The sequence below is a fragment of the Klebsiella sp. JB_Kp042 genome, from assembly GCF_040065275.1.
Taxonomy (GTDB): Bacteria; Pseudomonadota; Gammaproteobacteria; order Enterobacterales; family Enterobacteriaceae; genus Klebsiella; species Klebsiella quasipneumoniae.
The window spans coordinates 39,695-61,871 of the sequence record NZ_JBEAJL010000094.1; the positions used below are offsets into that span (position 1 = coordinate 39,695).

At 61.7% G+C, this 22,177-nt stretch carries 23 protein-coding genes and 1 pseudogene; 11 read left to right on the forward strand and 13 right to left on the reverse strand.

Going from position 1 to position 22,177, the window contains the following annotated elements:
• Positions 1 to 28 precede the first annotated feature (28 nt).
• The 6 genes and pseudogenes from ABLV54_RS18135 to ABLV54_RS18160 form a co-directional block, all read right to left on the reverse strand.
• The gene (locus ABLV54_RS18135) at positions 29 to 409 is read right to left on the reverse strand and encodes a 5-carboxymethyl-2-hydroxymuconate Delta-isomerase (protein WP_023291850.1); all 381 of its coding nucleotides are present in this window, start codon (positions 407 to 409) and stop codon (positions 29 to 31) included.
• Positions 410 to 418: 9 nt separating this feature from the next.
• On the reverse strand, positions 419 to 1,276 hold the full coding sequence (gene hpaD / locus ABLV54_RS18140; protein WP_002887492.1) for a 3,4-dihydroxyphenylacetate 2,3-dioxygenase: 858 nt from the start codon (positions 1,274 to 1,276) through the stop codon (positions 419 to 421).
• A 1-nt stretch (position 1,277) separates the two neighbouring features.
• Positions 1,278 to 2,744 carry a 5-carboxymethyl-2-hydroxymuconate semialdehyde dehydrogenase gene (gene hpaE / locus ABLV54_RS18145; protein WP_023291851.1) on the reverse strand — a complete coding sequence of 489 codons (1,467 nt, stop codon included), beginning with the start codon at positions 2,742 to 2,744 and terminating at the stop codon, positions 1,278 to 1,280.
• On the reverse strand, positions 2,741 to 3,505 hold the full coding sequence (locus ABLV54_RS18150) for a fumarylacetoacetate hydrolase family protein (protein WP_050534050.1): 765 nt from the start codon (positions 3,503 to 3,505) through the stop codon (positions 2,741 to 2,743). The genes hpaE and ABLV54_RS18150 overlap by 4 nt, the downstream gene beginning before the upstream one ends.
• Positions 3,502 to 4,134, reverse strand: a complete 633-nt coding sequence (locus ABLV54_RS18155; RefSeq protein WP_049014166.1) for a fumarylacetoacetate hydrolase family protein — start codon at positions 4,132 to 4,134, stop codon at positions 3,502 to 3,504. Before ABLV54_RS18155 ends, ABLV54_RS18150 begins: the two co-directional genes overlap by 4 nt.
• Positions 4,135 to 4,191: 57 nt before the next feature.
• Positions 4,192 to 4,356: pseudogene (locus tag ABLV54_RS18160) on the reverse strand (hypothetical protein).
• 64 nt (positions 4,357 to 4,420) lie between these two features.
• Between ABLV54_RS18160 and hpaR the strand changes: the two are divergent.
• A complete protein-coding gene (hpaR, locus tag ABLV54_RS18165; RefSeq protein ID WP_002887503.1) occupies positions 4,421 to 4,861 on the forward strand; it encodes a homoprotocatechuate degradation operon regulator HpaR in 441 nt (146 codons plus the stop codon).
• A 3-nt stretch (positions 4,862 to 4,864) separates the two neighbouring features.
• On the opposite strand, the gene ABLV54_RS18170 is transcribed toward hpaR, so the two are convergent.
• Genes ABLV54_RS18170 through ABLV54_RS18185 form a run of 4 tightly spaced genes read right to left on the reverse strand, consistent with a single transcriptional unit; the run spans position 4,865 to position 8,421 of the window.
• Entirely contained in the window at positions 4,865 to 6,127 is a 1,263-nt protein-coding gene (locus ABLV54_RS18170; RefSeq protein ID WP_050534049.1) for an FAD-dependent oxidoreductase, read from the reverse strand.
• On the reverse strand, positions 6,108 to 6,371 hold the full coding sequence (locus ABLV54_RS18175) for a (2Fe-2S)-binding protein (RefSeq protein ID WP_032455020.1): 264 nt from the start codon (positions 6,369 to 6,371) through the stop codon (positions 6,108 to 6,110). The genes ABLV54_RS18170 and ABLV54_RS18175 overlap by 20 nt, the downstream gene beginning before the upstream one ends.
• Positions 6,368 to 7,477, reverse strand: coding sequence for an FAD-dependent oxidoreductase (locus ABLV54_RS18180; RefSeq protein ID WP_050534048.1), 1,110 nt, complete (start codon positions 7,475 to 7,477; stop codon positions 6,368 to 6,370). The genes ABLV54_RS18175 and ABLV54_RS18180 overlap by 4 nt, the downstream gene beginning before the upstream one ends.
• Positions 7,474 to 8,421, reverse strand: a complete 948-nt coding sequence (locus tag ABLV54_RS18185) for a 4-hydroxyproline epimerase (RefSeq protein ID WP_050534047.1) — start codon at positions 8,419 to 8,421, stop codon at positions 7,474 to 7,476. Before ABLV54_RS18185 ends, ABLV54_RS18180 begins: the two co-directional genes overlap by 4 nt.
• A gap of 310 nt (positions 8,422 to 8,731) precedes the next feature.
• Here ABLV54_RS18185 and ABLV54_RS18190 point away from each other — a divergent pair, with 310 nt between their 5' ends.
• From ABLV54_RS18190 to ABLV54_RS18210, 5 genes are all read left to right on the forward strand, one after another.
• Positions 8,732 to 9,556 (forward strand): AraC family transcriptional regulator, encoded by an 825-nt coding sequence (locus ABLV54_RS18190; protein WP_032455015.1) that lies wholly within the window; start codon positions 8,732 to 8,734, stop codon positions 9,554 to 9,556.
• Between the two features lie 151 nt (positions 9,557 to 9,707).
• A complete protein-coding gene (locus ABLV54_RS18195; protein WP_050534046.1) occupies positions 9,708 to 10,628 on the forward strand; it encodes a dihydrodipicolinate synthase family protein in 921 nt (306 codons plus the stop codon).
• A gap of 14 nt (positions 10,629 to 10,642) precedes the next feature.
• Entirely contained in the window at positions 10,643 to 12,247 is a 1,605-nt protein-coding gene (locus ABLV54_RS18200) for an aldehyde dehydrogenase (NADP(+)) (protein WP_050534045.1), read from the forward strand.
• A gap of 15 nt (positions 12,248 to 12,262) precedes the next feature.
• Complete coding sequence (locus ABLV54_RS18205; protein ID WP_044525289.1) at positions 12,263 to 13,864, forward strand: APC family permease; 1,602 nt, start codon at positions 12,263 to 12,265, stop codon at positions 13,862 to 13,864.
• An 11-nt stretch (positions 13,865 to 13,875) separates the two neighbouring features.
• Complete coding sequence (locus tag ABLV54_RS18210; protein WP_032454766.1) at positions 13,876 to 14,892, forward strand: Ldh family oxidoreductase; 1,017 nt, start codon at positions 13,876 to 13,878, stop codon at positions 14,890 to 14,892.
• A 118-nt stretch (positions 14,893 to 15,010) separates the two neighbouring features.
• Here the strand turns inward: ABLV54_RS18210 and ABLV54_RS18215 are convergent, their stop codons facing one another.
• Positions 15,011 to 16,231: an amino acid deaminase gene (locus ABLV54_RS18215; RefSeq protein WP_032454775.1), complete on the reverse strand. Its 1,221-nt coding sequence runs from the start codon at positions 16,229 to 16,231 to the stop codon at positions 15,011 to 15,013.
• A gap of 76 nt (positions 16,232 to 16,307) precedes the next feature.
• Positions 16,308 to 16,454, reverse strand: a complete 147-nt coding sequence (locus tag ABLV54_RS18220) for a hypothetical protein (protein ID WP_048296605.1) — start codon at positions 16,452 to 16,454, stop codon at positions 16,308 to 16,310.
• Between ABLV54_RS18220 and ABLV54_RS18225 the strand changes: the two genes are divergently transcribed.
• From ABLV54_RS18225 to ABLV54_RS18245, 5 genes are all read left to right on the forward strand, one after another.
• The gene (locus tag ABLV54_RS18225) at positions 16,432 to 17,871 is read left to right on the forward strand and encodes a D-aminoacylase (protein ID WP_050534044.1); all 1,440 of its coding nucleotides are present in this window, start codon (positions 16,432 to 16,434) and stop codon (positions 17,869 to 17,871) included. The genes ABLV54_RS18220 and ABLV54_RS18225 overlap by 23 nt on opposite strands.
• 10 nt (positions 17,872 to 17,881) lie before the next feature.
• Positions 17,882 to 18,274 (forward strand): RidA family protein, encoded by a 393-nt coding sequence (locus tag ABLV54_RS18230; protein ID WP_004204205.1) that lies wholly within the window; start codon positions 17,882 to 17,884, stop codon positions 18,272 to 18,274.
• Between the two features lie 102 nt (positions 18,275 to 18,376).
• Positions 18,377 to 19,861, forward strand: a complete 1,485-nt coding sequence (locus ABLV54_RS18235; protein WP_048296607.1) for a sodium:solute symporter family protein — start codon at positions 18,377 to 18,379, stop codon at positions 19,859 to 19,861.
• Positions 19,858 to 20,730 (forward strand): 2-dehydro-3-deoxygalactonokinase, encoded by an 873-nt coding sequence (locus ABLV54_RS18240; protein WP_050534043.1) that lies wholly within the window; start codon positions 19,858 to 19,860, stop codon positions 20,728 to 20,730. The genes ABLV54_RS18235 and ABLV54_RS18240 overlap by 4 nt, the downstream gene beginning before the upstream one ends.
• Positions 20,717 to 21,316 carry a 2-dehydro-3-deoxy-6-phosphogalactonate aldolase gene (locus ABLV54_RS18245; RefSeq protein WP_023291861.1) on the forward strand — a complete coding sequence of 200 codons (600 nt, stop codon included), beginning with the start codon at positions 20,717 to 20,719 and terminating at the stop codon, positions 21,314 to 21,316. Before ABLV54_RS18240 ends, ABLV54_RS18245 begins: the two co-directional genes overlap by 14 nt.
• On the opposite strand, the gene ABLV54_RS18250 is transcribed toward ABLV54_RS18245, so the two are convergent.
• Entirely contained in the window at positions 21,313 to 22,176 is an 864-nt protein-coding gene (locus tag ABLV54_RS18250; RefSeq protein ID WP_032429092.1) for a MurR/RpiR family transcriptional regulator, read from the reverse strand. The genes ABLV54_RS18245 and ABLV54_RS18250 overlap by 4 nt on opposite strands.
• Position 22,177: the final 1 nt, after the last annotated feature.

Sequence of the window (22,177 nt, forward strand, 5' to 3'; positions counted from 1 at the left end):
AGCGCAGCGCCACCGGGCAATTTGCACGTTATTTAAATAAGGCGTGCACGTTGTTCTGTTTGTAGTTCAGCGTCGGATCGAGCTCTTCCATGGCGAACGACAGCGCCAGGTAGCGGCTCTCCATCAGCGCCGCGAAGTGGGATTTGATCAGCGCGAACAGCATATCTCCCACGTCCTGACGGCTCTCCAGGCTGCGCCCGGCACCGATCTTCAGCGTCATATGGACAAAGGCGTAATCCTGCCTGCCGTCGGCCATCTGCCAGGTATCCAGCCAGTGGGCACGGCTGCGGATCCCGCCGATCGGAAAGATGCCGGTAGCGGCCAGCGCCTCGTTGACTTTGGCGAACAGCCCAGGCAGATCGGCCTGCTCGCGGATGTTGTCGGTACATTCGGCGATAAAATGCGGCATGGGGCCTCCTTACGCCTGCGCCGGCAGCGGGAACACGGCGTTAACCTGGCCGGTGCCGGAGCTGGCGAACAGCTCGGTGATAAACTCCACCTTGCCGTCGTATTTATCCCAGCCCAGCAGGCCAAGCAGCATCACCGTGTCGTGCATGTTGCCTTCGCCGTAGCAGTAGTCGGCGTACTCCGGCAGCATGGTGCAGAACTCTTTAAATTTGCCCTCGCGCCACAGCTTCACCACCCGCTCATCCATCTGATGATCGAACTCGCGGGTGTAGCTGTTCATGCCTTCTTCGGCACGCTGATCGTCGATAAAGCGGTGCGACAGCGAGCCGCTGGCCAGCACCGCCACGGTGCCGTCATATTTCTCAATGGCTTTGAGGATCGCTTCGCCCAGCCTGCGGCTGTCGGCAAAGTCATGAACGGTACAGAAGGCGGAAATGGACACCACCTTGAAGTGCTTATCGCTGTTCATGTAGCGCATCGGCACCAGGGTGCCGTACTCCAGCTTCAGGCTCGGAATATTGTGCGCTTTGGCGCGCACTCCGAGCTTCACCGCCTCGTCGGCGATGAGCTGACCCAGCTCCGGGTTGCCGTCATAGTCGTAGGTCATGTCGCGAATAAAGTGCGGCAGTTCGTTACTGGTGTAGACGCCCTGGAAATGGTCGGCGCAGTTGATGTGGTAGGCGCTGTTGACCAGCCAGTGGGTGTCGAACACAATGATGGTATCGACGCCCATTTCCCGGCAGCGCTTGCCAATTTCTTTATGCCCGTCGATAGCGCCCTGGCGGCAGCCGTGGTTTTTCCCCGGCAGCTCAGACAGGTACATCGACGGCACGTGAGTGATTTTTGCTGCTAACGCTAACTTACCCATATCAGACTCCCCATTTCGGGATCGGATGGTCGCCCATCGAGATGCAGACGTTTTTCATTTCGGCGAACACTTCAAAGCTGTACTCGCCGCCTTCGCGGCCGGTGCCGGAGGCCTTCACGCCGCCGAACGGCTGACGCAGGTCGCGGACGTTCTGGGTGTTGACGAACACCATCCCGGCTTCAATACCGCGCGCCAGACGCAGCACTTTGCTGACGTCTTGGGTCCAGATATACGACGCCAGGCCGTATTCCACATCGTTCGCCAGGCGCAGCCCTTCCGCCTCGTCTTTGAACGGCAGCAGGCAGGCGACCGGGCCAAAAATCTCTTCCTGGGCGACGCGCATGCGGTTGTCGACATCCGCCAGCACCGTCGGGCGCAGGAAATTGCCGGCTTTCAGATGCGCCGGCAGGTCGGACGGTTTATCCGCGCCGCCGGCCAGCAGGGTCGCTCCTTCTTCAATGCCGAGGCGGATATAGCCGGAGACTTTCTCCCAATGTTGCTGGCTAATCAGCGCGCCGACCTGGGTGTTCGGGTCGGTTGGATCGCCGACGCGCAGGCGGTTAGCGCGCTCGGCGAAGCGTTTAACGAACTCGGGGTAGATGCTCTGCTGAATGAAAATGCGCGAGCCGGCGGTGCAGCGTTCGCCGTTGATCGAGAAGATGGTGAACAGCGCGGCGTCGAGGGCGCGCTCAATATCGGCGTCTTCGAAAATCAGCACCGGCGATTTGCCGCCCAGCTCCATGGAGTACTTTTTCAGACCGGCATTTTTCATGATGTTGCGCCCGGTGGCGGTACCGCCGGTAAACGATACCGCGCGCACGTCATGGTGGCGTACCAGCGCATCGCCCGCCGTCGCGCCGTAGCCCTGCACCACGTTCAGTACCCCCGCCGGAATACCCGCTTCCAGCGCCAGTTCGCCCAGACGGTCGGCGGTCAGCGGCGACAGCTCGGACATCTTCAGCACCGCGGTATTCCCCAACGCCAGGCACGGCGCCACCTTCCAGGTGGCGGTCATAAACGGCACGTTCCACGGCGACACCAGCGCGCAGACGCCCACCGGCTGCACCAGGGTGTAGTTCAGCATCTTGTCGTCGACCGGATAGGTCTTACCGTTCATCTGCTGGCACACTTCGGCGAAAAACTCGAAATTGTGGGAGGCGCGCGGGATCAGCACGTTTTTGGTCTGGTGGATAGGCAGACCGGTATCGGCGGTTTCCATCGCCGCGATCTCCGGGACGTTCTGATCGATCAGATCCCCGAGGCGGCGCATCAGGCGCGCGCGCTCTTTCATCGGCAGGTTAGCCCACTTCGGGAAGGCCTCTTTCGCCGCCGCTACCGCCTGATGGACTTCGGCTTCACCGCCGGCGGCGACTTCCGCCAGCACTTCGCCGGTGGCCGGGTTGGTGGTATGAAAATAGTCTGCGCCGGCAACGTTTTTACCGTTGATCCAATGGTTAATCTTTTTCATGACAGTGTCTCCTCATACGCTTGCTGGCTGATGATATGGTTGACCAGGCGGCCCACGCCCTCGACTTCAACGATCACCTCGTCGCCTGGCACCACGTCGGACAGCCCTTTCGGCGTGCCGGTGGCGATCATGTCGCCCGGTTGCAGGGTCATAAATTCGCTTAAGTAAGCGATGAGAAACGGGATGCTGAAGATCAGATCGGCGGTGGTGCCCTGCTGGCGCAGCTCGCCGTTGACCCAGGTGCGCAGGGCCAGATTATGCGGATCCGGGATCGCCTCTTTGCCGACGATCCACGGGCCGATCGGCGTCAGGGTGTCGCGGCTTTTCACCCGCAGGTTTGGCCGGTAGTAGTTTTCCAGATAGTCGCGGATCGCGTAGTCGTTGCAGACGGTATAGCCGGCGACATAGTCCATGGCCTCGGCTTCGCTGACGCGGCGGGCGGTTTTACCGATCACCACCACCAGCTCAGCTTCGTAGTGCATGTATTCCACGTTATCCGGGCGTACCGACTGCTGCTGGTGGCCAGTAACGGTGTTTGGCGCTTTGATAAACACCAGCGGCTCGGTTGGCGGCTTAAACGCCAGCTCGCTGGCGTGGTCGGCGTAGTTCAGCCCCAGCGCGAACAGCGTGCCGTCGGCGGGCGGCAGCCAGCGGAATTCACCTTCTTTCAATACCGTGCCATCGTCCAGGCGCACCTGGTCGCGTTCATCGACCACCGCATCGCGTACCTGTCCCTGCCATTCAATACGTGCCTGTTTCATGCCAGCTCTCCTTCTGCGACAACCGGGTTTTCCAGCGCCGGGAAGCCCTCGGCGAGAATGCGTACGCGATCGCCGGGACGCAGCGTAACGCGGGAGTGGGGCGTACCGATGAGGATCGCGTCGCCGGGATTGAGGGTGGCGAACTCGCTCAAGGCGCTCAGCAGCTGCGCGGCGTTACGCTGCAGATCGCCGGTATGCCAGCTGTCCGCTTCGCGGCCGTTGATTTCGGTGATGATGGTCAGGTTATCAACGTTGCGCACCGGCGACAGCGCGCCGACGGGGCAGAAACCATCGCGGCACTTGGCCTTGATCGCCGGGCGATAAAAACTCTCTTCCGGCAGGCTGACGTCGTTCGCCAGCGCGTAGCCGGCGATATAGTTCGCTGCCTCTTCCGCCGCCACCTTGCGCGCGGTTTTGCCGACAATCAGCGCCACGGTGGCGCCGCTTTGCACGGTTTCGCCCTGCGGATAGGGGATCGCCTCGCCATCGCCAATCACGGTATTGCGCGGCTTGATAAACCAGACCGCGGTTTTCGGCGGCGTTTTGTAGGGGGCCTGTTGAAACGCCTCGCGCCAGGCGTCGAGCTGGCTGCGATGATTGAGCGCAACGGCGAAGATGGTACCTTTCATTCACCACTCCTCTGGGACTGATTTCGGTTCAAAGGGATTTCGTTAATATATTAATGATCATCTTTTATGCTTTGCGATGAGGTTTAGCAACTGGAAGTGAATGTTTTGTGATCGGATTAACACAATATTTACACATCAATAACTTATTCGTTATTAATCAAATATTTGAATATTTTTCTGAGAAAGGCTGGTACTTTTCAGGTGCAGAAACCGGTTGTACATGGCAGGATTAAAGCTAATTATTAAGTTGTTAATAAGTTTTAGATGAGGCCGTTGAGGGGATACTATGCATGATTCATTAACCATTGCCTTGTTGCAGGCGCGTGAAGCGGCGATGGCCTACTTTCGACCGATCGTCAAACGACACAATCTCACCGAACAGCAGTGGCGGATCGTGCGTATCCTCGCCGAACGTCCGTCAATGGACTTTCACGATCTGGCTTTTCGCGCCTGTATTCTGCGCCCCAGTCTGACCGGGATTTTGACGCGCATGGAGCGGGATGGACTGGTGCTGCGGCTGAAGCCGGTTAACGATCAGCGCAAGCTGTACGTCTCGCTGACGCCTGCCGGAACCGCGCTGTACGAAAGCGCCCAGGCGGAGGTGGAAGAAACCTATCGCCTGCTGGAGGCTCAGTTCACTACGGAAAAGCTGCAGCAACTGACCTCGCTGCTGGAAGAGTTTATTGCGCTTGGCGTCCCTGCCGGGCGCGGTGATGAAGAAGAGTAGCGGTTACGGCTCGGCGCTCAGCCTGGCGAGGGCAATAAGCGTTTCCGCGCGGGCGGGGGACAGCGGCTCTCTCGGCTGCGGCAGCGGCCAGCCATACAGCCAGCGGGCGCTGGCGGCGCAGGTGCGCCCCTGACAGGCGCCCATTCCGCAGCGCTGGGTAAGCTTGGCCTGCAGCCAGTCGTCGGCGGCTGCCACGTCGCCGCAGCGCACATCTTCGCAACGGCACAGCAGGCTCTCCGGCGTCGCCGCGTTTTTCAACGACTCCGCCAGCCGGAAGGTGCGGTTGATGGCCGTGGCGAAGCGCTGCCAGCGGGCGCGACGGGCAAATAACGCCTGGGCCTGCTGGCTGGCCCCGGCGGCGGCATACCCGGCGATTTCGCCCTCCGCCAGCGCCAGCTCGCTCCCGCCGAAACCGGTGCACTCCCCGGCGGCGTAAATATCCGCGAGGCTGGTCTGCTGCCAGCGGTTAACCTGGATCGCCTCCTGCGCTGCGGCGCAACCGAACAGCAGCCCCGTCTCGATATTGGGCACCAGCCCGTAGCCGATAGCCAGCCGATCGCAGGCGACAGTCCGCTCGATGCCGCGCTGGCGCAGCGTCACGGCTTCCAGCCGCGTTGCGCCGTGGGCGCGGATCGCCTGGGCGCCGCTAAGATAGCCTTTCGGAGCCAGCGTCGCTAACTGGCGCAGCTTCTGCGGCCAGCGCCACAGCCCGCTGGCGAAGCGCAGCAGCGCCGGGAGCGGCGCTTGCTCAACGATATTCGTTACCTGGCCTCCGGCCTTGTTCACCGTATCCGCCACCGCCAGCAGCAGCGGGCCGCTGCCGGCAATCACCACTTTTTCGCCTTTCAGCGACAAGCCATGTTTGATCTGCGCCTGCAGGCCGCCCGCGCTGGTCACGCCGGGTAAGGTCCAGCCGGGAAAGGGCAGCGACAGCTCGCGCGCGCCGCAGCAGAGGATCAGTTTCTGCCAGTAAACCACGCCACCGCCGTCGGCGGTTTCAAACAGCACGCTGCGCGCGGAGGGGCGGGCAATCAGCCGCGCGCCGTTCACCACCCGGATGGCGGCAGACGCGGCGATGGCGTCGCGGTAGCGCCGGGCCAGGGCGGGCAGCGTCGCCTGCGGGCCGGCGCGCCAGATTTGCCCTCCGGGGGCGGGGTTATCGTCGAGAATAATGACCTGTTTATCGCAGGCGGCGGCAGCGAGGGCTGCTGCCATGCCGGCGGGGCCGGCGCCGAGGATTAAAATGTCACAGCGCAGCGTGTACATAGCGGCTCCTTTCTATTTGCATACCGGCCCGGCACAGGGTCTGGCAGGCCAGCACCCGCCGGCCGTCGACGGTGATCCGGCACTCCTGGCAGACCCCCATGCCGCAAAACGGCGCGCGGGGGTCGCCGTTAACCGCCTGGCGGGTGGTGGGATCGCCGGTCAACGCCAGCGCTGCCGCCACGCTGATACCTTCCGGCACCGTCAGCGCTTCGCCATCGACAGTGATATTGAGCGTGCTATTCATGCGATCGCCTCCTGATGGTACAGACGGGCCGGGAGCCAGGCCTCAGGCGCCAGCGGGCAGCGTTCGCCGAGGATCTGCGCCGCCAGCAGCTCAGCCGTCGCCGGGGCGGTGGTGACCCCCAGTCCTTCATGGCCCAGCGCCAGCCATACACCGCGGCGCGTGGGGTGCGGGCCGATCAGCGGATTGCCATCCTGCGAGGCGGCGCGCAGGCCGCTCCAGCAGCGGATGATATTCAGCGTCGCCAGCGCCGGCACAAAATGGCGGGCGCGGTCGAGCATCTGCCCCAGCAAGGGGAGATCCAGCTGGCGCTCGCGATTATCGAACTGGCGCGAAGAGCCAATCAGCAGCTGGCCAGTGGGCCGCGGCTGCAGGTTAAACGCTACCGAGGTGCCGCCGCCGTGGGCGCTGGCGCCGTAGCCCAGCTCAACCAGCTGGTGATGCACCCGCGGCCCGTAACGATCGGTAATTGCCAGCTGACCCTTCCTGGGCCGCAGCCAGTTTTCCGCCAACAGCGTATTGGCCTCCAGGCCGCAGGCCACCACGATGGCCCGCGCCTGTAGCCGTTTGCCGCTGGCGAGCAGCACCTGCGGTTCGGTAATCGCCTGCGCGCTGTCGTGCAGGCAGGTGAGATGGTCTCCGGCATCGGCCATTAGCCAGCGGGCGACGTTTGGCGCGTAGACGATGCTGTCGCCGGGTACCCATAGCCCGCCGGCCAGCCCGCTGCGCAGCAGCGGCTCGCGCCCGGCGATCTGCTGTGGGGTCTGCAGTTCGCTGTGGACCTGATAGCCAGCCAGCCGCCGCTGTTTTTCACCCGCGACGGCCATCTCTTCTTCGCTTTCCGCCAGCCACAGCGTGCCGCAGCCGCGCCAGGCGCAAGTGGCGGGCATCCGCGGGGTGATGGCGCGCCAGCGCGCCAGCGACCACGCCGACAGCGCCAGTTCGGCGGGGTCGTCATCCATGCACACCAGATGGCCCATACCCGCCGCCGTGGCGCCGGGTTGACCGTCATCGATAAGCGTCACTTTCTGCCCCCGCTTCGCCAGCTGCCACGCGCAGGCGGCGCCGATGATCCCGGCGCCGATCACGATGACATCGCACGGCTTCACGGCGCGATCCCCCAGCAGAAGGGATCGTCCGGGTTGAGGATCAACTGGTTATCGCCGCACACCCAGGCTTCGCCGCGGATCGTTGGAATGATGCCTGCGGCGGCGCGCTGGTAGCTGGCGGTAAACTGGCTGCCGATGATGCTGGCCTGGCGCCAGATCGCTCCCGGCTGGAGTTTGCCATCCTGCGCCAGGCAGGCCAGCTTGGCGCTGGTGCCGGTGCCGCACGGCGAACGATCCCAGGCCTTTCCCGGACAGAGTACGAAGCTGCGGCTGTCGGCGGCATCGTCATCGGCGAACAGCTCGATATGGTCGATAACGCCGCCGTCGTCGCCGCGGATCCCCGCAGCCTCCAGCCCCTCGCGCACCGCCCAGGCGTAGTCGGTGAGCTGTGGAATGTGCGCCGGGGTAATGGCGAACGGGTGATCGTTAATCAGGAAAAACCAGTTGCCGCCCCAGGCAATATCGCCTATGACGGGACCCCGCGCGGTCTCCACGCGGACCTGCTTTTTCCAGCGGCGGGCCGGGACGTTTTGCACCGATACGCTGCCATCGTCGTGCAACGTGGCGCTTACGTCGCCGACCGGGGTTTCAATCAGATGAACGCCTGGCAGGATACGGCCAAGCCACGCCAGCGAGGCGATAAGCCCGATGGTGCCGTGGCCGCACATATTCAGAAAACCGGCGTTGTTGAAGAAAATGACGCCAGCGGTGGCCGCCGCCGAGACCGGTTTGCAAAGCAGCGCGCCGACCAGCACATCGCTGCCGCGCGGTTCGAGAATCACCGCCTGACGCCAGCGATCGAAGTCACGGGCGAAACGGTCGCGACGCTCCGCCATGCTGCCGCCGCCGAGGTCGGGGAAGCCGTCAACGATCAGGCGGGTGGGTTCGCCGCCGGTGTGTGAATCAATGGCTCTCAGCGTAATAGGGGGGCGTGGCGCGGTCATTCTGCTCTCCGGAAGTTAACAACATGTTTCATCATGCTGGCGCAACCCGTGACGGGCGGCTTGAACGCTTTCGGCAGAGATAATGACGAAATCGGCATAATAGCACCGGGGCGATGTTCATGTGGCGCATAATTATTTCTTATTTATCATTCTTTTAATGGCGTGGTAAACCGAAAGTGGCGATTGCGCCAGTGGATAAACCAGGGGAAGGCGTAAAGCGGATCCAGGATCGCAAAACCGGCGGTTGCCGCTTGAGGTGTTAACAGGAAGTGAATAAATATCCTTCGGTCACTTACCATGAGGAAGCCCTATGATCGGTGTTTCTGAAGCGGCGCCGCCGCGCGCTGTTAATCAACCGGAGCTGGCGGTCGATGAGCTGAGCCAGATCTGCGAAGGGCTGGCGCGCCAGCGGCCGGAGAATATGGCGGCGCTGCTCAATGCCCTGGCGCTGATCGCCCCCTTGCTCAATGCCATCCCCAACGTGGTCTTTTTTATCAAAGACAGCGAAGCGCGTTATCTGCTGGCGAATCTGACGCTGGCCCGCCGCTGCGGTTTCAAAACCGTCTCCTCGCTGCTGGGGAAAACCTCCGCCGACGTCTTTCCTTCCGCGCTGGGTCAGGGTTACACCGAACAGGATCTTCGGGTATTGCGGGAGGGCGTGACCCTGCGCGACCAGCTGGAAATGCATCTCTACAATGGCCGGGAACGCGGCTGGTGCCTGACGCAGAAGCTGGCGCTGCGCGATGTCCGCGGACAGGTGATCGGCATGGCCGGGATCTCTCACGATCTGCAGGAGGCCCACGCCCGCCATCCGGCGTGGCAGCGGCTGGCGATCGTCGACGATCATATCCGCCGCCACTATCACCGGCCGATCGCCATGGAAGAGCTGACCGCCTTGAGCGGGATGTCGATTGCGCAGATCGAGCGCTACTGCAAACGGATCTTTCATCTCACGCCGCGGCAGATGATCCACAAAGTGCGTCTGGAAAAAGCCACCGAATTGCTGGCCGGCGACACGCCGATTACCGATATCGCTTTGCAGTGCGGCTATACCGATCACAGCGCCTTCAGCCGCCAGTTCAAAGCGATGACCGGCTCGACGCCGCGCGATTTTCGCCTGACGCTGCAGGGATAACGGCTGGCTCAGACTTTTGTCGACTGTGCTAATTTCGTCATCGGATTAAGGGAAAACCGACAAGCCGCCGGTTCCGCGACGCGTCAATCTGTCAGTGAATATTCACCAATCATTCACCTCGACTTAACAAAATGACGACAAGGAACCGAGCATGAGCAATAAAGCGATTCACTGGAGCGGCGTATTCCCGGCGGTTAGCACGCAGTTTCGTAGCGATTACTCCCTCGATTTAGACGCCACCCACGCGGTGATGAAAAACCTGGTCAAAGATGGCGTTTCCGGGCTGGTGGTGTGCGGCAGCGTAGGGGAGAACACCTCCCTGAGCACTGATGAAAAATTGCAGATTATCGAGGTGGCGAAAGATGCCGCTGGCGGCAAAATTCCGGTGATCGCCGGGGTGGCCGAGTTCACCACCGCCTTTGCCCAGAAGATGGCGAAAGAGGCGGAGCGCGTCGGCGTCGACGGGATCATGGTGATGCCGGCGCTGGTCTACTCCTCAAAACCGCATGAAACCGCCGCTCACTTCCGCAGTGTGGCCACCGCCACCGACCTGCCGATCATGGTCTACAACAACCCGCCGATTTACAAAAACGACGTGACGCCGGACATTCTCGCCACCCTGACCGATTGCGACAACATCGTCTGCTTTAAAGACTCCTCCGGCGATACCCGCCGCTTTATCGACCTGCGTAACACCGTTGGCGACCGCTTCGTGCTGTTTGCCGGGCTGGATGACGTGGTGGTGGAAAGCATCGCCGTCGGCGCGGAAGGGTGGATCTCCGGAATGTCCAACGCCTTCCCGCGCGAAGGGGAAACGTTATTCCGTCTCGCCCGCCAACAGTGTTACGAAGAAGCGATGGCGCTGTACCGCTGGTTCATGCCGCTGCTGCATCTCGATGCGCGTCCGGATCTGGTGCAGTGCATCAAGCTGTGCGAAGAGCTACTCGGGCGCGGCAGCGCTGTGACCCGTCCGCCGCGTCTGGCGCTGGAAGGCGAAACGCGCCAGCAGGTGGTGGCGATCGTGGAACAGGCGCTGGCGACTCGTCCTGCCCTGCCGGACGTTGGCCTCTGAGCACAGGAGTCAGTATGAATGCATCTCAAACCACGGCGGGACGGCAGTTTATCGCCGGACGCCGCGTTGCCAGCGGCGAAGCGACGCTATTGAGCCTGCGGGCGGTGGATGGCGAGGCCACCGGCCATCGCTTTTATCCGGCTTCCCACGCGGAGGCCGCCCAGGCCGCGGAGGCGGCGCAGCAGGCGTTTGCCATTTATTCACAGACCGCGCCGCAGCAGCGGGCGCACTTTCTCTGCGCCATTGCCGATGAGCTGGACGCGCTGGGGGAGGCGTTTTTTGCTATCGCCGAACAGGAGACCGCGCTGCCGCTGGCGCGGCTGCAGGGCGAGCGGGCGCGAACCAGCGGCCAACTGCGGATGTTTGCTGGCGTGATCCTGCGCGGGGATACCTTCGCCGCCCGTATTGATACCGCCTTAGCCGACCGTCAGCCGCTGCCGCGCCCGGACCTGCGTCAATATCAGCAGGCGTTAGGGCCGGTGGCGGTGTTTGGCGCCAGCAACTTTCCGTTGGCCTTTTCCACCGCTGGCGGCGATACCGCCTCGGCGCTGGCGGCTGGCTGCCCGGTGGTGGTGAAAGCCCATGAGGGCCATATGGCCACCGCCGAGCTGACCGCTGACGCGATCGTCCGGGCGGTTGCGCGGTGTGGGTTACCCGGCGGCGTATTCAATATGATTTTCGGGGCGGATATCGGCGCCGAATTAGTCCGCCATCCAGCGATTCAGGCCGTTGGCTTTACCGGCTCGCTGGCCGGCGGTAAGGCGCTATATCAGCTGGCGCAGCAGCGCCCGCAGCCAATCCCGCTGTTTGCTGAAATGTCGGCGATTAACCCGCTGATTATTCTGCCGCAGGCGCTGCAGACGCGGGCCGAGGCGCTGGCGAACGAGCTGGTGGCGTCATTCACCCTCGGCGGCGGCCAGTTCTGTACCCGTCCGGGACTGATTCTGGCGCTGCGCGGCGCCGGACTGGAACGCTTTAAGTCGGCGCTGTGCGCGGCGGTAGCGGGCTGCGCGCCGCAGGTGTTGCTCAATGCGCCGACCCTTCAGCACTACCGCCAGGGCGTGGCGGCGCTGGCGGCGCATCCGCGTATCGAGAGGCTGGCGAGCGGCCTCGCCGCCGGCGCCGGGCAGGCGCAAACCCAGCTGTGGCAGGCTCAGGTCGAGGATCTGCTGGCGCAGGATACGCTGCTGCAGACCGAAGTTTTCGGCCCGCTATCGTTGCTGGTGGAAGTGGACGACGCGGCCCAGCTGCAGGCGGTGGTGAAAGCGCTGCAAGGACAGCTCACCGCGACGCTGCACGCGGAAGCGGACGACGGCCCGCTGGCGGCGAGTCTGCTACCGCTGCTGTGCGAGAAGGCCGGACGGGTGCTGTTTAACGGTTATCCCACCGGCGTGGAAGTGTGCGATGCGATGGTCCACGGCGGCCCATGGCCGGCGACGACCGATGCGCGCGGGACGTCGGTCGGCAGCCGGGCGATTGAGCGTTTTCTGCGCCCGGTCTGCCTGCAGAATGCGCCGGCCGCCCTGTTACCGCCGGCGCTGCAGGATGCGAACCCTTTAAACCTGCTGCGCCTGGTCAACGGCCAGTGGACCCGGGAAGCGATTTCCTCCTCTCATTGACGCAAGGGCATCACCATGACCATTCACACTACGCATAACAGTCAAACACGCGTTGCGGAGTCGGGTAAGTTTAAAAAACAGCTGACTCTGACCGACCTCACCTTTATCGGCCTGGGGGCGATCTTCGGCTCCGGATGGTTATTCGCCGCCAGCCATGTGGCATCCATTGCCGGTCCGGCCGGTATCGCGTCGTGGGTGATCGGCGGCTTTGCGGTGCTGCTGCTGGGGATTGTCTACTGCGAGCTGGGGGCGGCGCTGCCGCGCGCCGGCGGCATTATTCGTTACCCGGTCTTTTCCCACGGTGAGCTGATGGGTTATCTGCTGGGGTTCATCACCCTGATCGCCTTCTCCAGCCTGATCTCGATAGAAATTGTCGCCGCCCGGCAATATGCCGCGGCCTGGTTTCCGGCGCTGACCCAGCCGGGCTCCAGCTCGCCGACGCTGCTGGGGTGGGGGGTGCAGTTCCTGCTGCTCTGTTTCTTCTTCGCGCTGAACTACTACAGCGTCAAGACCTTCGCCCGCTCGAACAACTTCATCAGCGTGCTCAAGTTTCTGGTGCCGCTGCTGGTGGTGGTCACGCTGTTCGCCTTCTTTAAACCTGAGAACCTGCATGCTCAGGGCATTGCGCCGTTTGGTATGTCCGGGGTGGAAGCGGCGATCAGCGCCGGGGGAATTATCTTCGCCTATCTGGGACTGACGCCGATTATCTCGGTGGCCAGCGAAGTACAAAAGCCACAGCGGACTATCCCTATCGCGTTGATTTTATCAGTGGTGCTGTCGACGATTATCTACGTGCTGCTGCAGTTGGCGTTCCTTGGCAGTATTCCCACCGAGATGCTGAACGGCGGTTGGGCCGAAGTGAGCAAACAGTTCTCGCTGCCGTATCGCGATATCGCCATTACCCTCGGCATGGGCTGGCTGGCCTTTATGGTGATAAGCGATGCGATCATCTCCCCGAGCGGCACCGGCAATATCTATATGAACGCGACGCCGCGGGTGATCTACGGCTGGGCGAAGGCGGGTACTTTCTTTAAAGCCTTTACCCATATTGATAAAGCGTCCGGTATTCCGCGCCCGGCGCTGTGGCTGACCTTTGGGCTGTCGATTTTCTGGACGCTGCCGTTCCCCTCCTGGGAACAGCTGATAAGCGTGGTGTCGGCGGCCCTGGTGCTGAGCTACGCCATCGCCCCGGTGACCGCCGCCGGGCTGCGCCGCAACGCCCCGGATCTGCCGCGGCCGTTCCGCGTGCGCGCCTTCGGCATCATCGGCCCGGTGTCGTTTATGGTCTCGGCGCTGATCGTCTACTGGTCCGGCTGGAATACGCTCTCGTGGCTGCTGGGGCTGCAGATCGTGATGTTTGTGGTGTATGTGATGTGCAAAGGCAAGGTGCCGGAACATACCGTGAGCCTGGCGCAGCAGGTGAAGTCTTCGCTGTGGCTGATCGCTTTTTATGCGTTGATTATCCTCTTTTCCTGGCTGGGCAGCTTCGGCGGGCTTAATGTTATTGGTCACCCCTGGGATACGGTGCTGGTGGCGGCGATGTCGCTGGGGATTTATTACTGGGGCGCGCGCAGCTGTCTGCCGCAGGCTAATTTTAGCGGAGACGAAGAAGAGTAAAGGAGAACAGTATGGGGTCGGTAACTCTATCGTTACCAGAAGCTTATGACCTGGCGCTGGCGGTGCTCAGCGCCAATGGATTCAGCGCCGACCACGCGGCGGCCATCGCCCGTAACGTGGCTGCCGGGGAGCGCGACGGCTGCGCTTCCCACGGCCTGTGGCGGCTGTTGGGCATTGTCGATACCTTGCGTAAAGGTAAGGTTTCGCCTGATGCCGAGCCGCAGATCCACGACCAGGCGCCGGCGATTGTGCGGGCGGATGCCGGGGGCGCCTTTTCGCTGCTGGCCTACGAACGCGCGCTGCCGCTGCTGCTGGAGAAAGCGCGGCACAGCGGTATTGCGGCGCTGGCGATTAACCGCTGCGTCCATTTTTCCGCGTTGTTTGCCGATATTGAACCGTTGACTGAGGCAGGGCTGGTGGGGCTGGCCTGTACGCCAAGCCATGCCTGGGTCGCCCCGGCGGGCGGCACCCGTCCGCTGTTCGGCACCAACCCTATCGCCTTTGGCTGGCCGCGGCGGGAGGAACCGCCGTTTATTGTGGATATGGCGACCAGCGCCGCGGCGCGCGGCGAGATCCAGCTGCATCAGCGCGCTGGCAAAGCGCTACCGGAAGGATGGGGAATCGACAGCCAGGGGCAGCCGACTACCGATGCCACAGAGGTACTGAACGGCGCGATGTTAACCTTCGGCGGCCATAAGGGCTCGGCGCTGGCGGCAATGGTTGAGCTGCTGGCCGGGCCGCTTATCGGCGATATGACCAGCGCCGAATCGCTGGCGTGGGATAACGGCGCGGGCGGTTTACCCTACGGCGGAGAACTGATTCTGGCGCTGGATCCGCAGCGTTTTCTCGGCGCGCAGGCACAGGAGCAGCTGGCGCGCGCCGAAACGCTGTTCAATGCGATGCAGGATCAGGGCGCGCGGCTGCCGGGCGAGCGGCGTTTCGCCTGCCGCCAGCAGAGTGAGCGGCAGGGGGTCGCCATCAGCCGTTCATTGCATGATGAGATTTGCGCCTTGCGCCAGGGCGGGTAAGGCGCGAATCGCCGTCACCGGGGCATCCCCCGGCTTGCGCTACGCTTAGCCGGGCTACCGAACGTCGCGGGTTGTGTAGCCCGGGTAAGGCGCGGAGCGCCGTCACCCGGGATGCCTGTCAAAACAGCGTCTCGAGCTCGTCCAGCACGTTGTAGTCGTCATCGACCAGCAGCAACGTCTTCCACTTATCAAAGGTCAGACACGGATGCGAGGTGCCGAACAGCAGAATATCGCCAACCTGGACATCGCTGCCCGGCGCCAGGCGCAGCATACAGTGCTGATCCATGATACCGATGCTGACGATCGACTCAGCGCGCAGCGCTAACTCCCTGCCGTGACGATAATGGGCGATCGGCTGCGGCAGCCCGGCGTCGAAAGCGCAGTCGCGCTTGCCGAAATTCACCACCGCACGATCTGCCTCCGGCACCGATTGCACCATTGCCATCAGCTCCAGCGCTGAAGTGAGATCGCCGGCGAGATCGCAGGCAATCGGATCGCGGGCGATCAGCGCTTGTTGGGCGAGATCGTAGATCCCGCGATCGTGGGTGATATAACAGCCAGGGCGAATGACGATACGGCAGCGGCGCGGTTTTGCCGCCGCCAGCCAGATGTTGCACACCACGTCATACCAGACGGTGCCCGCGCCGGTGAGAATAAATTCGCCGTCAACCAGCGGCTCCATGCGGCAGGCTAGCGCTGCAGCCTGTTGTAATAGCGCTTCCACCTGCGGTTGCGGATCGTCGCCGTGCAGGACCCCTTCATACAATTCCAGACCGCGTAGCCGTAGCCCCGGCAGGTCGCTGACCCGCTGCGCCAATGCCAGCGCGTCATCCACGCTACGACAGCCGCAGCGCCCGCCCGGCACGCCAAGTTCAATCAGCACATCCAGCGTTTGCCCCTGGGCGGCGAAGAACGCGGAGAGGGCGCGCACGTTGGCCTCGCTATCAACACAGCAGATAAAATCCACTGCCCGGTAGTGGGCTTTTAGCTGCGCGACCACCTGCATATTGGCCTTACCGACCAGCTGATTGACCATCAGGACGCGCTGGATGCCGCTGGCCATCGCCGCGCTGGCCTGCCAGGCGCTGCCCACGCCGATCCCCCACGCTCCCGCTCGCTGCTGCGCCTGAAATATCCATGGCGTCATTGTCGTTTTACCATGCGGCGCCAGCGATACGCCGCGGGCATCGGCGTAGCGCTGCATCCATGAAATATTATTTTCCAGCGCCGACTTTTTTAGCAGCGCGGCAGGCAGACAGCCCTCTTCCGCCAGCAGATTAGCCGGCGCGGACATGAGGGCGGATTTGTGCGGAATGAGCGGTGCTGAATGGTATTTCATAACACTATCCTTTCAGGGTTTATAATCGGTGAGTTGCTAGGTATCATTTATAAATCTTTGATAATAATGTTTTTAATTAATAATTGTTGTTTCTTTTGAATAAAAGTATCACAAAATGATCTGGTTTTTGCGTAGTTTTCCACTGTTTTTTGCACTTGTAAATGGTTAACTTGTCGGTATGTCGAAAGGGAGTAATTGCTATGAAAGTTGACTGGCTTTTCAAAAACGTCACGGTGATCGACGGGAGCGGCGGGCCGCAATACCGTGCCGATGTGGCGGTGAAGGGCGACCGAATACTGGCTATCGCTCCGGCGCTTGACGTCGCGGCGGAGCAGGAGATAGATGGTCAAGGGCGGGTACTGGCGCCTGGCTTTATCGATGTTCACACCCATGACGATATCAACGTCATCCGCATGCCGGAGTATCTGCCTAAGCTCAGCCAGGGGGTGACAACCGTGATCGTCGGCAACTGTGGGATCAGCGCGGCAACCGCCACCATGCGCGGCGAGGTGCCGGACCCGATGAATCTTCTCGGCGAACGACAGCACTTTATCTATCCCACCGTCGAAGCCTATGCCCATGCGGTAGAGGCCGCGCGACCATCGCTTAACGTCGGGACGCTGATTGGGCACACCGCGCTGCGCAATAACCATATGGATGACCTGTTCCGCCCGGCGAGCGAGACGGAAATCGCCGGCATGCGCATACAGTTGCGCGATGCGCTGCGCCAGGGCGCTTTAGGACTGAGCACGGGACTTGCCTACGCCAGCGCCTTCCAGTCGACCACCGAAGAAGTGATGGCGCTCGCTGAGGAGTTGACGGCAGAGGGGGGAATTTACACCACCCACCTGCGTTCGGAGTTCGAGCCGATTCTGGAGGCGCTCGACGAGGCGTTCCGCATTGGTCGCCACGGCAACGTGCCGGTGGTGGTCTCGCACCATAAGTGCGCCGGCGCGAAAAACTGGGGTCGCACGAAGGAGACGCTGGCTTTCTTCGATGAGATGCGCCAGCGCCAGGAGATCGCCTGTGACTGTTACCCCTATTCCGCCAGCTCGTCGACGCTGGATATGAAGCAGGTCACCGATGAGTTCGATATCGTCATCACCTGGTCGGAAGCACAGCCCGAGCAGGCCGGAAAAACGCTGCAGCAGATCGCCGATGAATGGCAGGTGAGCCTGCACGACGCCGCGGCGCGGCTGATGCCGGCAGGCGCTATTTATTACAACATGGACGAGCAGGACGTACGGCGGGTGCTGGGTTATCCGGTGACCATGATTGGCTCCGACGGGCTGCCGAACGACCCGATGCCGCATCCGCGGCTGTGGGGCGCGTTTCCGCGGGTCCTGGGCCACTACTGCCGCGATGAACGGCTGTTTCCGCTGACTACCGCGATCCACAAAATGACCGGGCTGTCGTCGGCGCGCTTCCAGCTGGCGGATCGTGGGCTGGTAAAAGTGGGCTACTACGCCGACCTGGTGCTGTTTGACCCGCTGACGGTGCGCGATGTCGCCAGTTTCTCCGACCCGAAACGTCCGGCGGACGGTATTGAGGCGGTGATGGTTAACGGCGTGATGAGCTACGGCAGCGACAAACAGATTATCGGGCGCGCGGGGCGTTTCCTGCGCCGCCGAATGAACTGAGGAGTGAAAAATGAGTATTAAACGTTATGGCGTAGAGGGCGGTACCGGTACCGGCGGGCAGCACCTGCCGTTCGCGCGGGCGGTGGAAGCGGGAGGCTGGCTGTACGTCTCCGGCCAGACGCCGATGAAGGACGGGGAAGTGGTGGAAGGCGGGATTGTCGACCAGTCGCGTCTGGCGATTCAGAACTGCGTAGATATCATGACCGAAGCGGGCTACACCCTGGCCGACGTGGTGCATGTTAAAGTGATCCTCACCGATGCGCGCTATTTTCAGTCTTTCAATAAAGTCTTCCGCGAGTTCTTTGGCGACAACCCGCCTGCCCGCATCTGCTGCGTAGCGGACCTGGTGGTGGATTGTAAAGTCGAAGTGGATGTGACCTGTTATAACGCTTCTCGCGCATAAAAAGTTAGTAACCAGAAATATAAACAGTCATTTTGAGCGCTGAAATAATTCAGCGCTTCGTAGCCTTTTACCTTTACAAAATTAACTGGCAGGATGTGAATTATGAATAGTCATGTCTTTTTAGTCGGCTTTATTATTTACGCGTTGGCCATGATTTGGCTTGGCTGGTACGTGTCCCGTCATCAAAAAAGCGGTGAGGATTTTTTACTCGGCGGCCGTTCTTTGCCGCTGTTCCTGACGCTGGGGTCCACCGTGGCGACCATGGTGGGAACCGGTTCAAGCATGGGCGCTGTCGGCTTCGGCTACAGCAATGGATGGGCCGGGATGCTCTACGGCGTGGGCGGCGCCATCGGTATTTTACTGGTGGCCTGGCTGTTTGCACCGGTGCGAAAGCTGCGCTTTATGACCATGAGCGAAGAGCTTTCTTATTACACAGGGGGCAGCCATTTAATTAAAAACCTCGTCGGGATAATGATATTTATTGCCTCAATTGGCTGGCTGGGGGCGCATATTCTTGGCGGGAGTATGTATTTAGCCTGGGCGACAGGAATTAATCTGACGGTGGCAAAAATTATTATTGCCATGGCGTTTGCGATTTACGTCATTATCGGCGGTTATTCTGCTGTGGTGTGGACAGACACCATTCAGGCATTAATTCTGTTTTTCGGTTTTATCCTGATGGCGATTCTGGCGGTGGTTCACGTCGGGGGCTGGGATGCCATCGTTCAGGCGATGGATCCCAAGGCGATGAGCCTGTTTGCGGTCGATAAGTTGGGGGCCATTCCGGCGCTATCGCTGGCGATGGTCATCGGCGTCGGCGTGCTGGCGACCCCTTCCTATCGCCAGCGTATTTACTCGGGAAAAGACGTCTCTTCGGTGCGGCGCTCGTTTGTCTATACCGGCGTGCTGTATCTGTTTTTCTCGGTGCTGCCGGCGATCATCGGCATGGCGGCCTGGACGATGAACCCCAATCTTGAGAACAGTAACTACGCCTTCCTGTTCGCCACCAGCTTCTTACCGGCGATCCTCGGGCTGGTGGTCCTGATTGCCGGACTTTCCGCCACCATGTCTTCGGCCAGCTCCGATGCGATAGCCGCCGTGGCCATCATGATGCGGGATGTCTATACCCTCGTTACCGGAAAAATGCCGCCGGCGCATAAGGCGATAACGCTCTCTCGCTGGATGCTGGCGTTCGTCATCGGCCTGGCGATGATCTTCGCCCTGACCTCGAACGATATCATCAGCTATATCACCAAAATGATCTCCATGCTGATGTCCGGGCTCTTCGTCTGTTCCATTCTCGGCCGCTTCTGGCTGCGCTTTAACTGGCAGGGGGCGCTCACCGCGCTGCTGAGCGGCATGCTGGTGTCTATTGTGGTTCTGGTTAAGGCCGACTGGCTGGCTTACTGGGGCAATCCGTGCATTCCGTCGGTCGTTGGCAGCTTTGTTTCCGCTATTTTTGTCACCGTCATGACGCCAGCCAGCAAAATCAGCCGTCAGCAGGCGCTGGAAATGATTACCCAGGAGCGGGAAGGGGAGGCGATCCCGGCGAAGACGGCGGTGCAGGTCTCAGGAGAAGCACAATGAAGGATTATATTGCCGTCGACTGGGGCTCTACCCAGCTGCGCGGCTGGCTGATTCGCAACGGCCAGTGCGTCGAAACGAAGCAGCTGCCGCTGGGTATTACCCGCCTGAACGGACGATCGCCTGCCGATGTATTCGCGGAGCATTTGGCCCCCTGGCGCGGCGCACAGGCGCTGCCGGTGCTGATGGCCGGGATGATCGGCAGCGACGCGGGCTGGCAGGCGGTGCCGTATCTGGACTGTCCGGCGGCGATCGACGCGCCTGGGCGGCAGTTATGCGCCGTTGCTGAAGGCGTGTGGATTATTCCCGGCCTCAAGATTGAACAGGACCGGGATTTCAACGTGATGCGCGGCGAAGAGACGCAGCTGCTGGGGGCCTGCCAGCTGGTGCCGGCGGAGTGTTACGTGCTGCCGGGCACCCACTGCAAATGGGTCCAGGTGGCGGGCGGCGCGGTGCGTTATTTTGCCACGGCGATGACCGGCGAACTGCATCATCTGCTGATGTCGCAATCGCTGATCGGCAAAGGGCTGCCTGCCCAGCAGCCGGACGAGGCGGCGTTTGAACGGGGGCTGGAAAAAGGGCTGGCGCAGCCGTCGCTGATTAGCGAACTGTTTGTCGCCAGGGCCGCCCGGGTGCTGGGCGGTCTGGCGGCGAGCTCGGTCAGCGATTATCTCTCCGGGCTGCTGATTGGCGCGGAGGTGGCGACCCTGGGGCAGCGTTTCCGTGCTTCTGCCGTCACGCTGGTTGGCGACCCGGCGCTGAATGCCCGCTACGGTCGGGCGATGAAGGCGCGCGGAATGACGGTTAACAGCTGCAGTGGCGATGAGGCATTGCTGGCTGGCATGGCGAGGATAATGCATGAACAAGATTAAGCTGGTGGCGATTTTACGCGGCATTCAACCCGCTGAGGCGGCAGATCATATTGAGACGCTAATCAATGCAGGCTTTCGCTATATCGAAATCCCGCTCAATTCGCCAGACTGGCAGCAGAGTATTCCGCAGATGGTTGCGCGGTTTGGCGAGCAGGCGATGATAGGCGCGGGAACGGTACTGCGCGTGGAACAGGTCGATTTTCTCGCTGAGGCCGGGGCGAAGCTTATCGTGACGCCGAATACCCAGCCTGCGGTGATCCGTCAGGCAGTGGCGCACGGAATGCAGGTTTGTGCCGGATGCGCCACCGCGACTGAGGCGTTTAACGCGCTGGATGCCGGGGCGCAGTGGCTGAAGATATTTCCGTCTTCTGCTTTCGGTCCGGACTACATTCGGGCGTTGAAAGCGGTGCTGCCGTCGGAGGTGCCGGTGCTGGCGGTGGGCGGCGTGACACCGGAGAATCTGGCAACCTGGATGCGGGCTGGGTGCGCCGGAGCCGGTCTGGGCAGCGATCTGTATCGCGCCGGACAGGCCGTGGAACGTACCCGCCTGCAGGCGGAGAGGTTTATCGCCGCTGCCGGTGGCTAGTCGCCAAGAGGCTGTCGATCGACGCCGCCGCGGTGGCTGTCGAGGGCCAGCTTAATACGACGTAATTTGCCTTTTGCCTGAGTTTTGTTGGCCATCGCCAGTTCGGTGGCCAGCACATCGACCATCGCCAGCATCGCATAACGCGAAGTGCTGGGCTTGAAGATATAGTCGTTTTCCCGCACCAGCAGCGGCAGCACCAGATCCGCCTGCTCAGCCAGCGGCGTCCCGGCGGGGGTAATCGCAATGACCTTCGCGCCGTACTGGCTGGCAATCGCCGCGCTCTCGATAATCTCCGGGGTATAGCCGCCCAGAGACAGCACAATCACCACATCCTGCGGCGTCACCGCCGAGCTCATCATGCGTACCAGCAGACCGTCGCTCTGACTGACGACCGGAAGACCAAGACGAAACAGGCGATATTGAATCTCCTGAGCGCAGATGGTTGACCCGCCGCCCATTCCAAGGGCGAGGATCTGCCGCGCTGCACTCAACCAGCTCACCGCACGCTTCAACGCCTCGATATCCAGCGCCCGGCGATTGGTCTCCAGCACGCTGATGATTGACTCATAGATCCCCTGTACGCCTTCGAGGTCCGGAACATCGAGGATAAACCGCTGGCCGACCGCAAGGGATTGCGCAAGCTTCATCTTCAGCTCACGGACGTCTTTACAGCCGAGCGCCCGGGCAAAACGGGTGACCGACGCCTGGCTGGTCTGAGTCAGACGCGCTATCTCGGCGATGGGTAGCTCCGCCGCCGCCGCGACATCATCGAGAATAAACTGCGCGATGCGCTTTTCGGTCGCCGTGAGCTCCACAAAGCGATCGGTAATACAGGAAATAATATCAATTGACCAGGACATA

Excerpts from the sequence above, each read along its gene's own strand:
- ABLV54_RS18135 (WP_023291850.1), bottom strand. The coding sequence starts at position 409 with ATGCCGCATTTTATCGCCGAATGTACCGACAACATCCGCGAGCAGGCC.
- hpaD (WP_002887492.1), bottom strand. The coding sequence starts at position 1,276 with ATGGGTAAGTTAGCGTTAGCAGCAAAAATCACTCACGTGCCGTCGATG.
- hpaE (WP_023291851.1), bottom strand. The coding sequence starts at position 2,744 with ATGAAAAAGATTAACCATTGGATCAACGGTAAAAACGTTGCCGGCGCA.
- ABLV54_RS18150 (WP_050534050.1), bottom strand. The coding sequence starts at position 3,505 with ATGAAACAGGCACGTATTGAATGGCAGGGACAGGTACGCGATGCGGTG.
- ABLV54_RS18155 (WP_049014166.1), bottom strand. The coding sequence starts at position 4,134 with ATGAAAGGTACCATCTTCGCCGTTGCGCTCAATCATCGCAGCCAGCTC.
- hpaR (WP_002887503.1), top strand. The coding sequence starts at position 4,421 with ATGCATGATTCATTAACCATTGCCTTGTTGCAGGCGCGTGAAGCGGCG.
- ABLV54_RS18170 (WP_050534049.1), bottom strand. The coding sequence starts at position 6,127 with ATGTACACGCTGCGCTGTGACATTTTAATCCTCGGCGCCGGCCCCGCC.
- ABLV54_RS18175 (WP_032455020.1), bottom strand. The coding sequence starts at position 6,371 with ATGAATAGCACGCTCAATATCACTGTCGATGGCGAAGCGCTGACGGTG.
- ABLV54_RS18185 (WP_050534047.1), bottom strand. The coding sequence starts at position 8,421 with ATGACCGCGCCACGCCCCCCTATTACGCTGAGAGCCATTGATTCACAC.
- ABLV54_RS18190 (WP_032455015.1), top strand. The coding sequence starts at position 8,732 with ATGATCGGTGTTTCTGAAGCGGCGCCGCCGCGCGCTGTTAATCAACCG.
- ABLV54_RS18195 (WP_050534046.1), top strand. The coding sequence starts at position 9,708 with ATGAGCAATAAAGCGATTCACTGGAGCGGCGTATTCCCGGCGGTTAGC.
- ABLV54_RS18200 (WP_050534045.1), top strand. The coding sequence starts at position 10,643 with ATGAATGCATCTCAAACCACGGCGGGACGGCAGTTTATCGCCGGACGC.
- ABLV54_RS18205 (WP_044525289.1), top strand. The coding sequence starts at position 12,263 with ATGACCATTCACACTACGCATAACAGTCAAACACGCGTTGCGGAGTCG.
- ABLV54_RS18210 (WP_032454766.1), top strand. The coding sequence starts at position 13,876 with ATGGGGTCGGTAACTCTATCGTTACCAGAAGCTTATGACCTGGCGCTG.
- ABLV54_RS18215 (WP_032454775.1), bottom strand. The coding sequence starts at position 16,231 with ATGAAATACCATTCAGCACCGCTCATTCCGCACAAATCCGCCCTCATG.
- ABLV54_RS18225 (WP_050534044.1), top strand. The coding sequence starts at position 16,432 with ATGAAAGTTGACTGGCTTTTCAAAAACGTCACGGTGATCGACGGGAGC.
- ABLV54_RS18230 (WP_004204205.1), top strand. The coding sequence starts at position 17,882 with ATGAGTATTAAACGTTATGGCGTAGAGGGCGGTACCGGTACCGGCGGG.
- ABLV54_RS18235 (WP_048296607.1), top strand. The coding sequence starts at position 18,377 with ATGAATAGTCATGTCTTTTTAGTCGGCTTTATTATTTACGCGTTGGCC.
- ABLV54_RS18240 (WP_050534043.1), top strand. The coding sequence starts at position 19,858 with ATGAAGGATTATATTGCCGTCGACTGGGGCTCTACCCAGCTGCGCGGC.
- ABLV54_RS18245 (WP_023291861.1), top strand. The coding sequence starts at position 20,717 with ATGAACAAGATTAAGCTGGTGGCGATTTTACGCGGCATTCAACCCGCT.
- ABLV54_RS18250 (WP_032429092.1), bottom strand. The coding sequence starts at position 22,176 with ATGTCCTGGTCAATTGATATTATTTCCTGTATTACCGATCGCTTTGTG.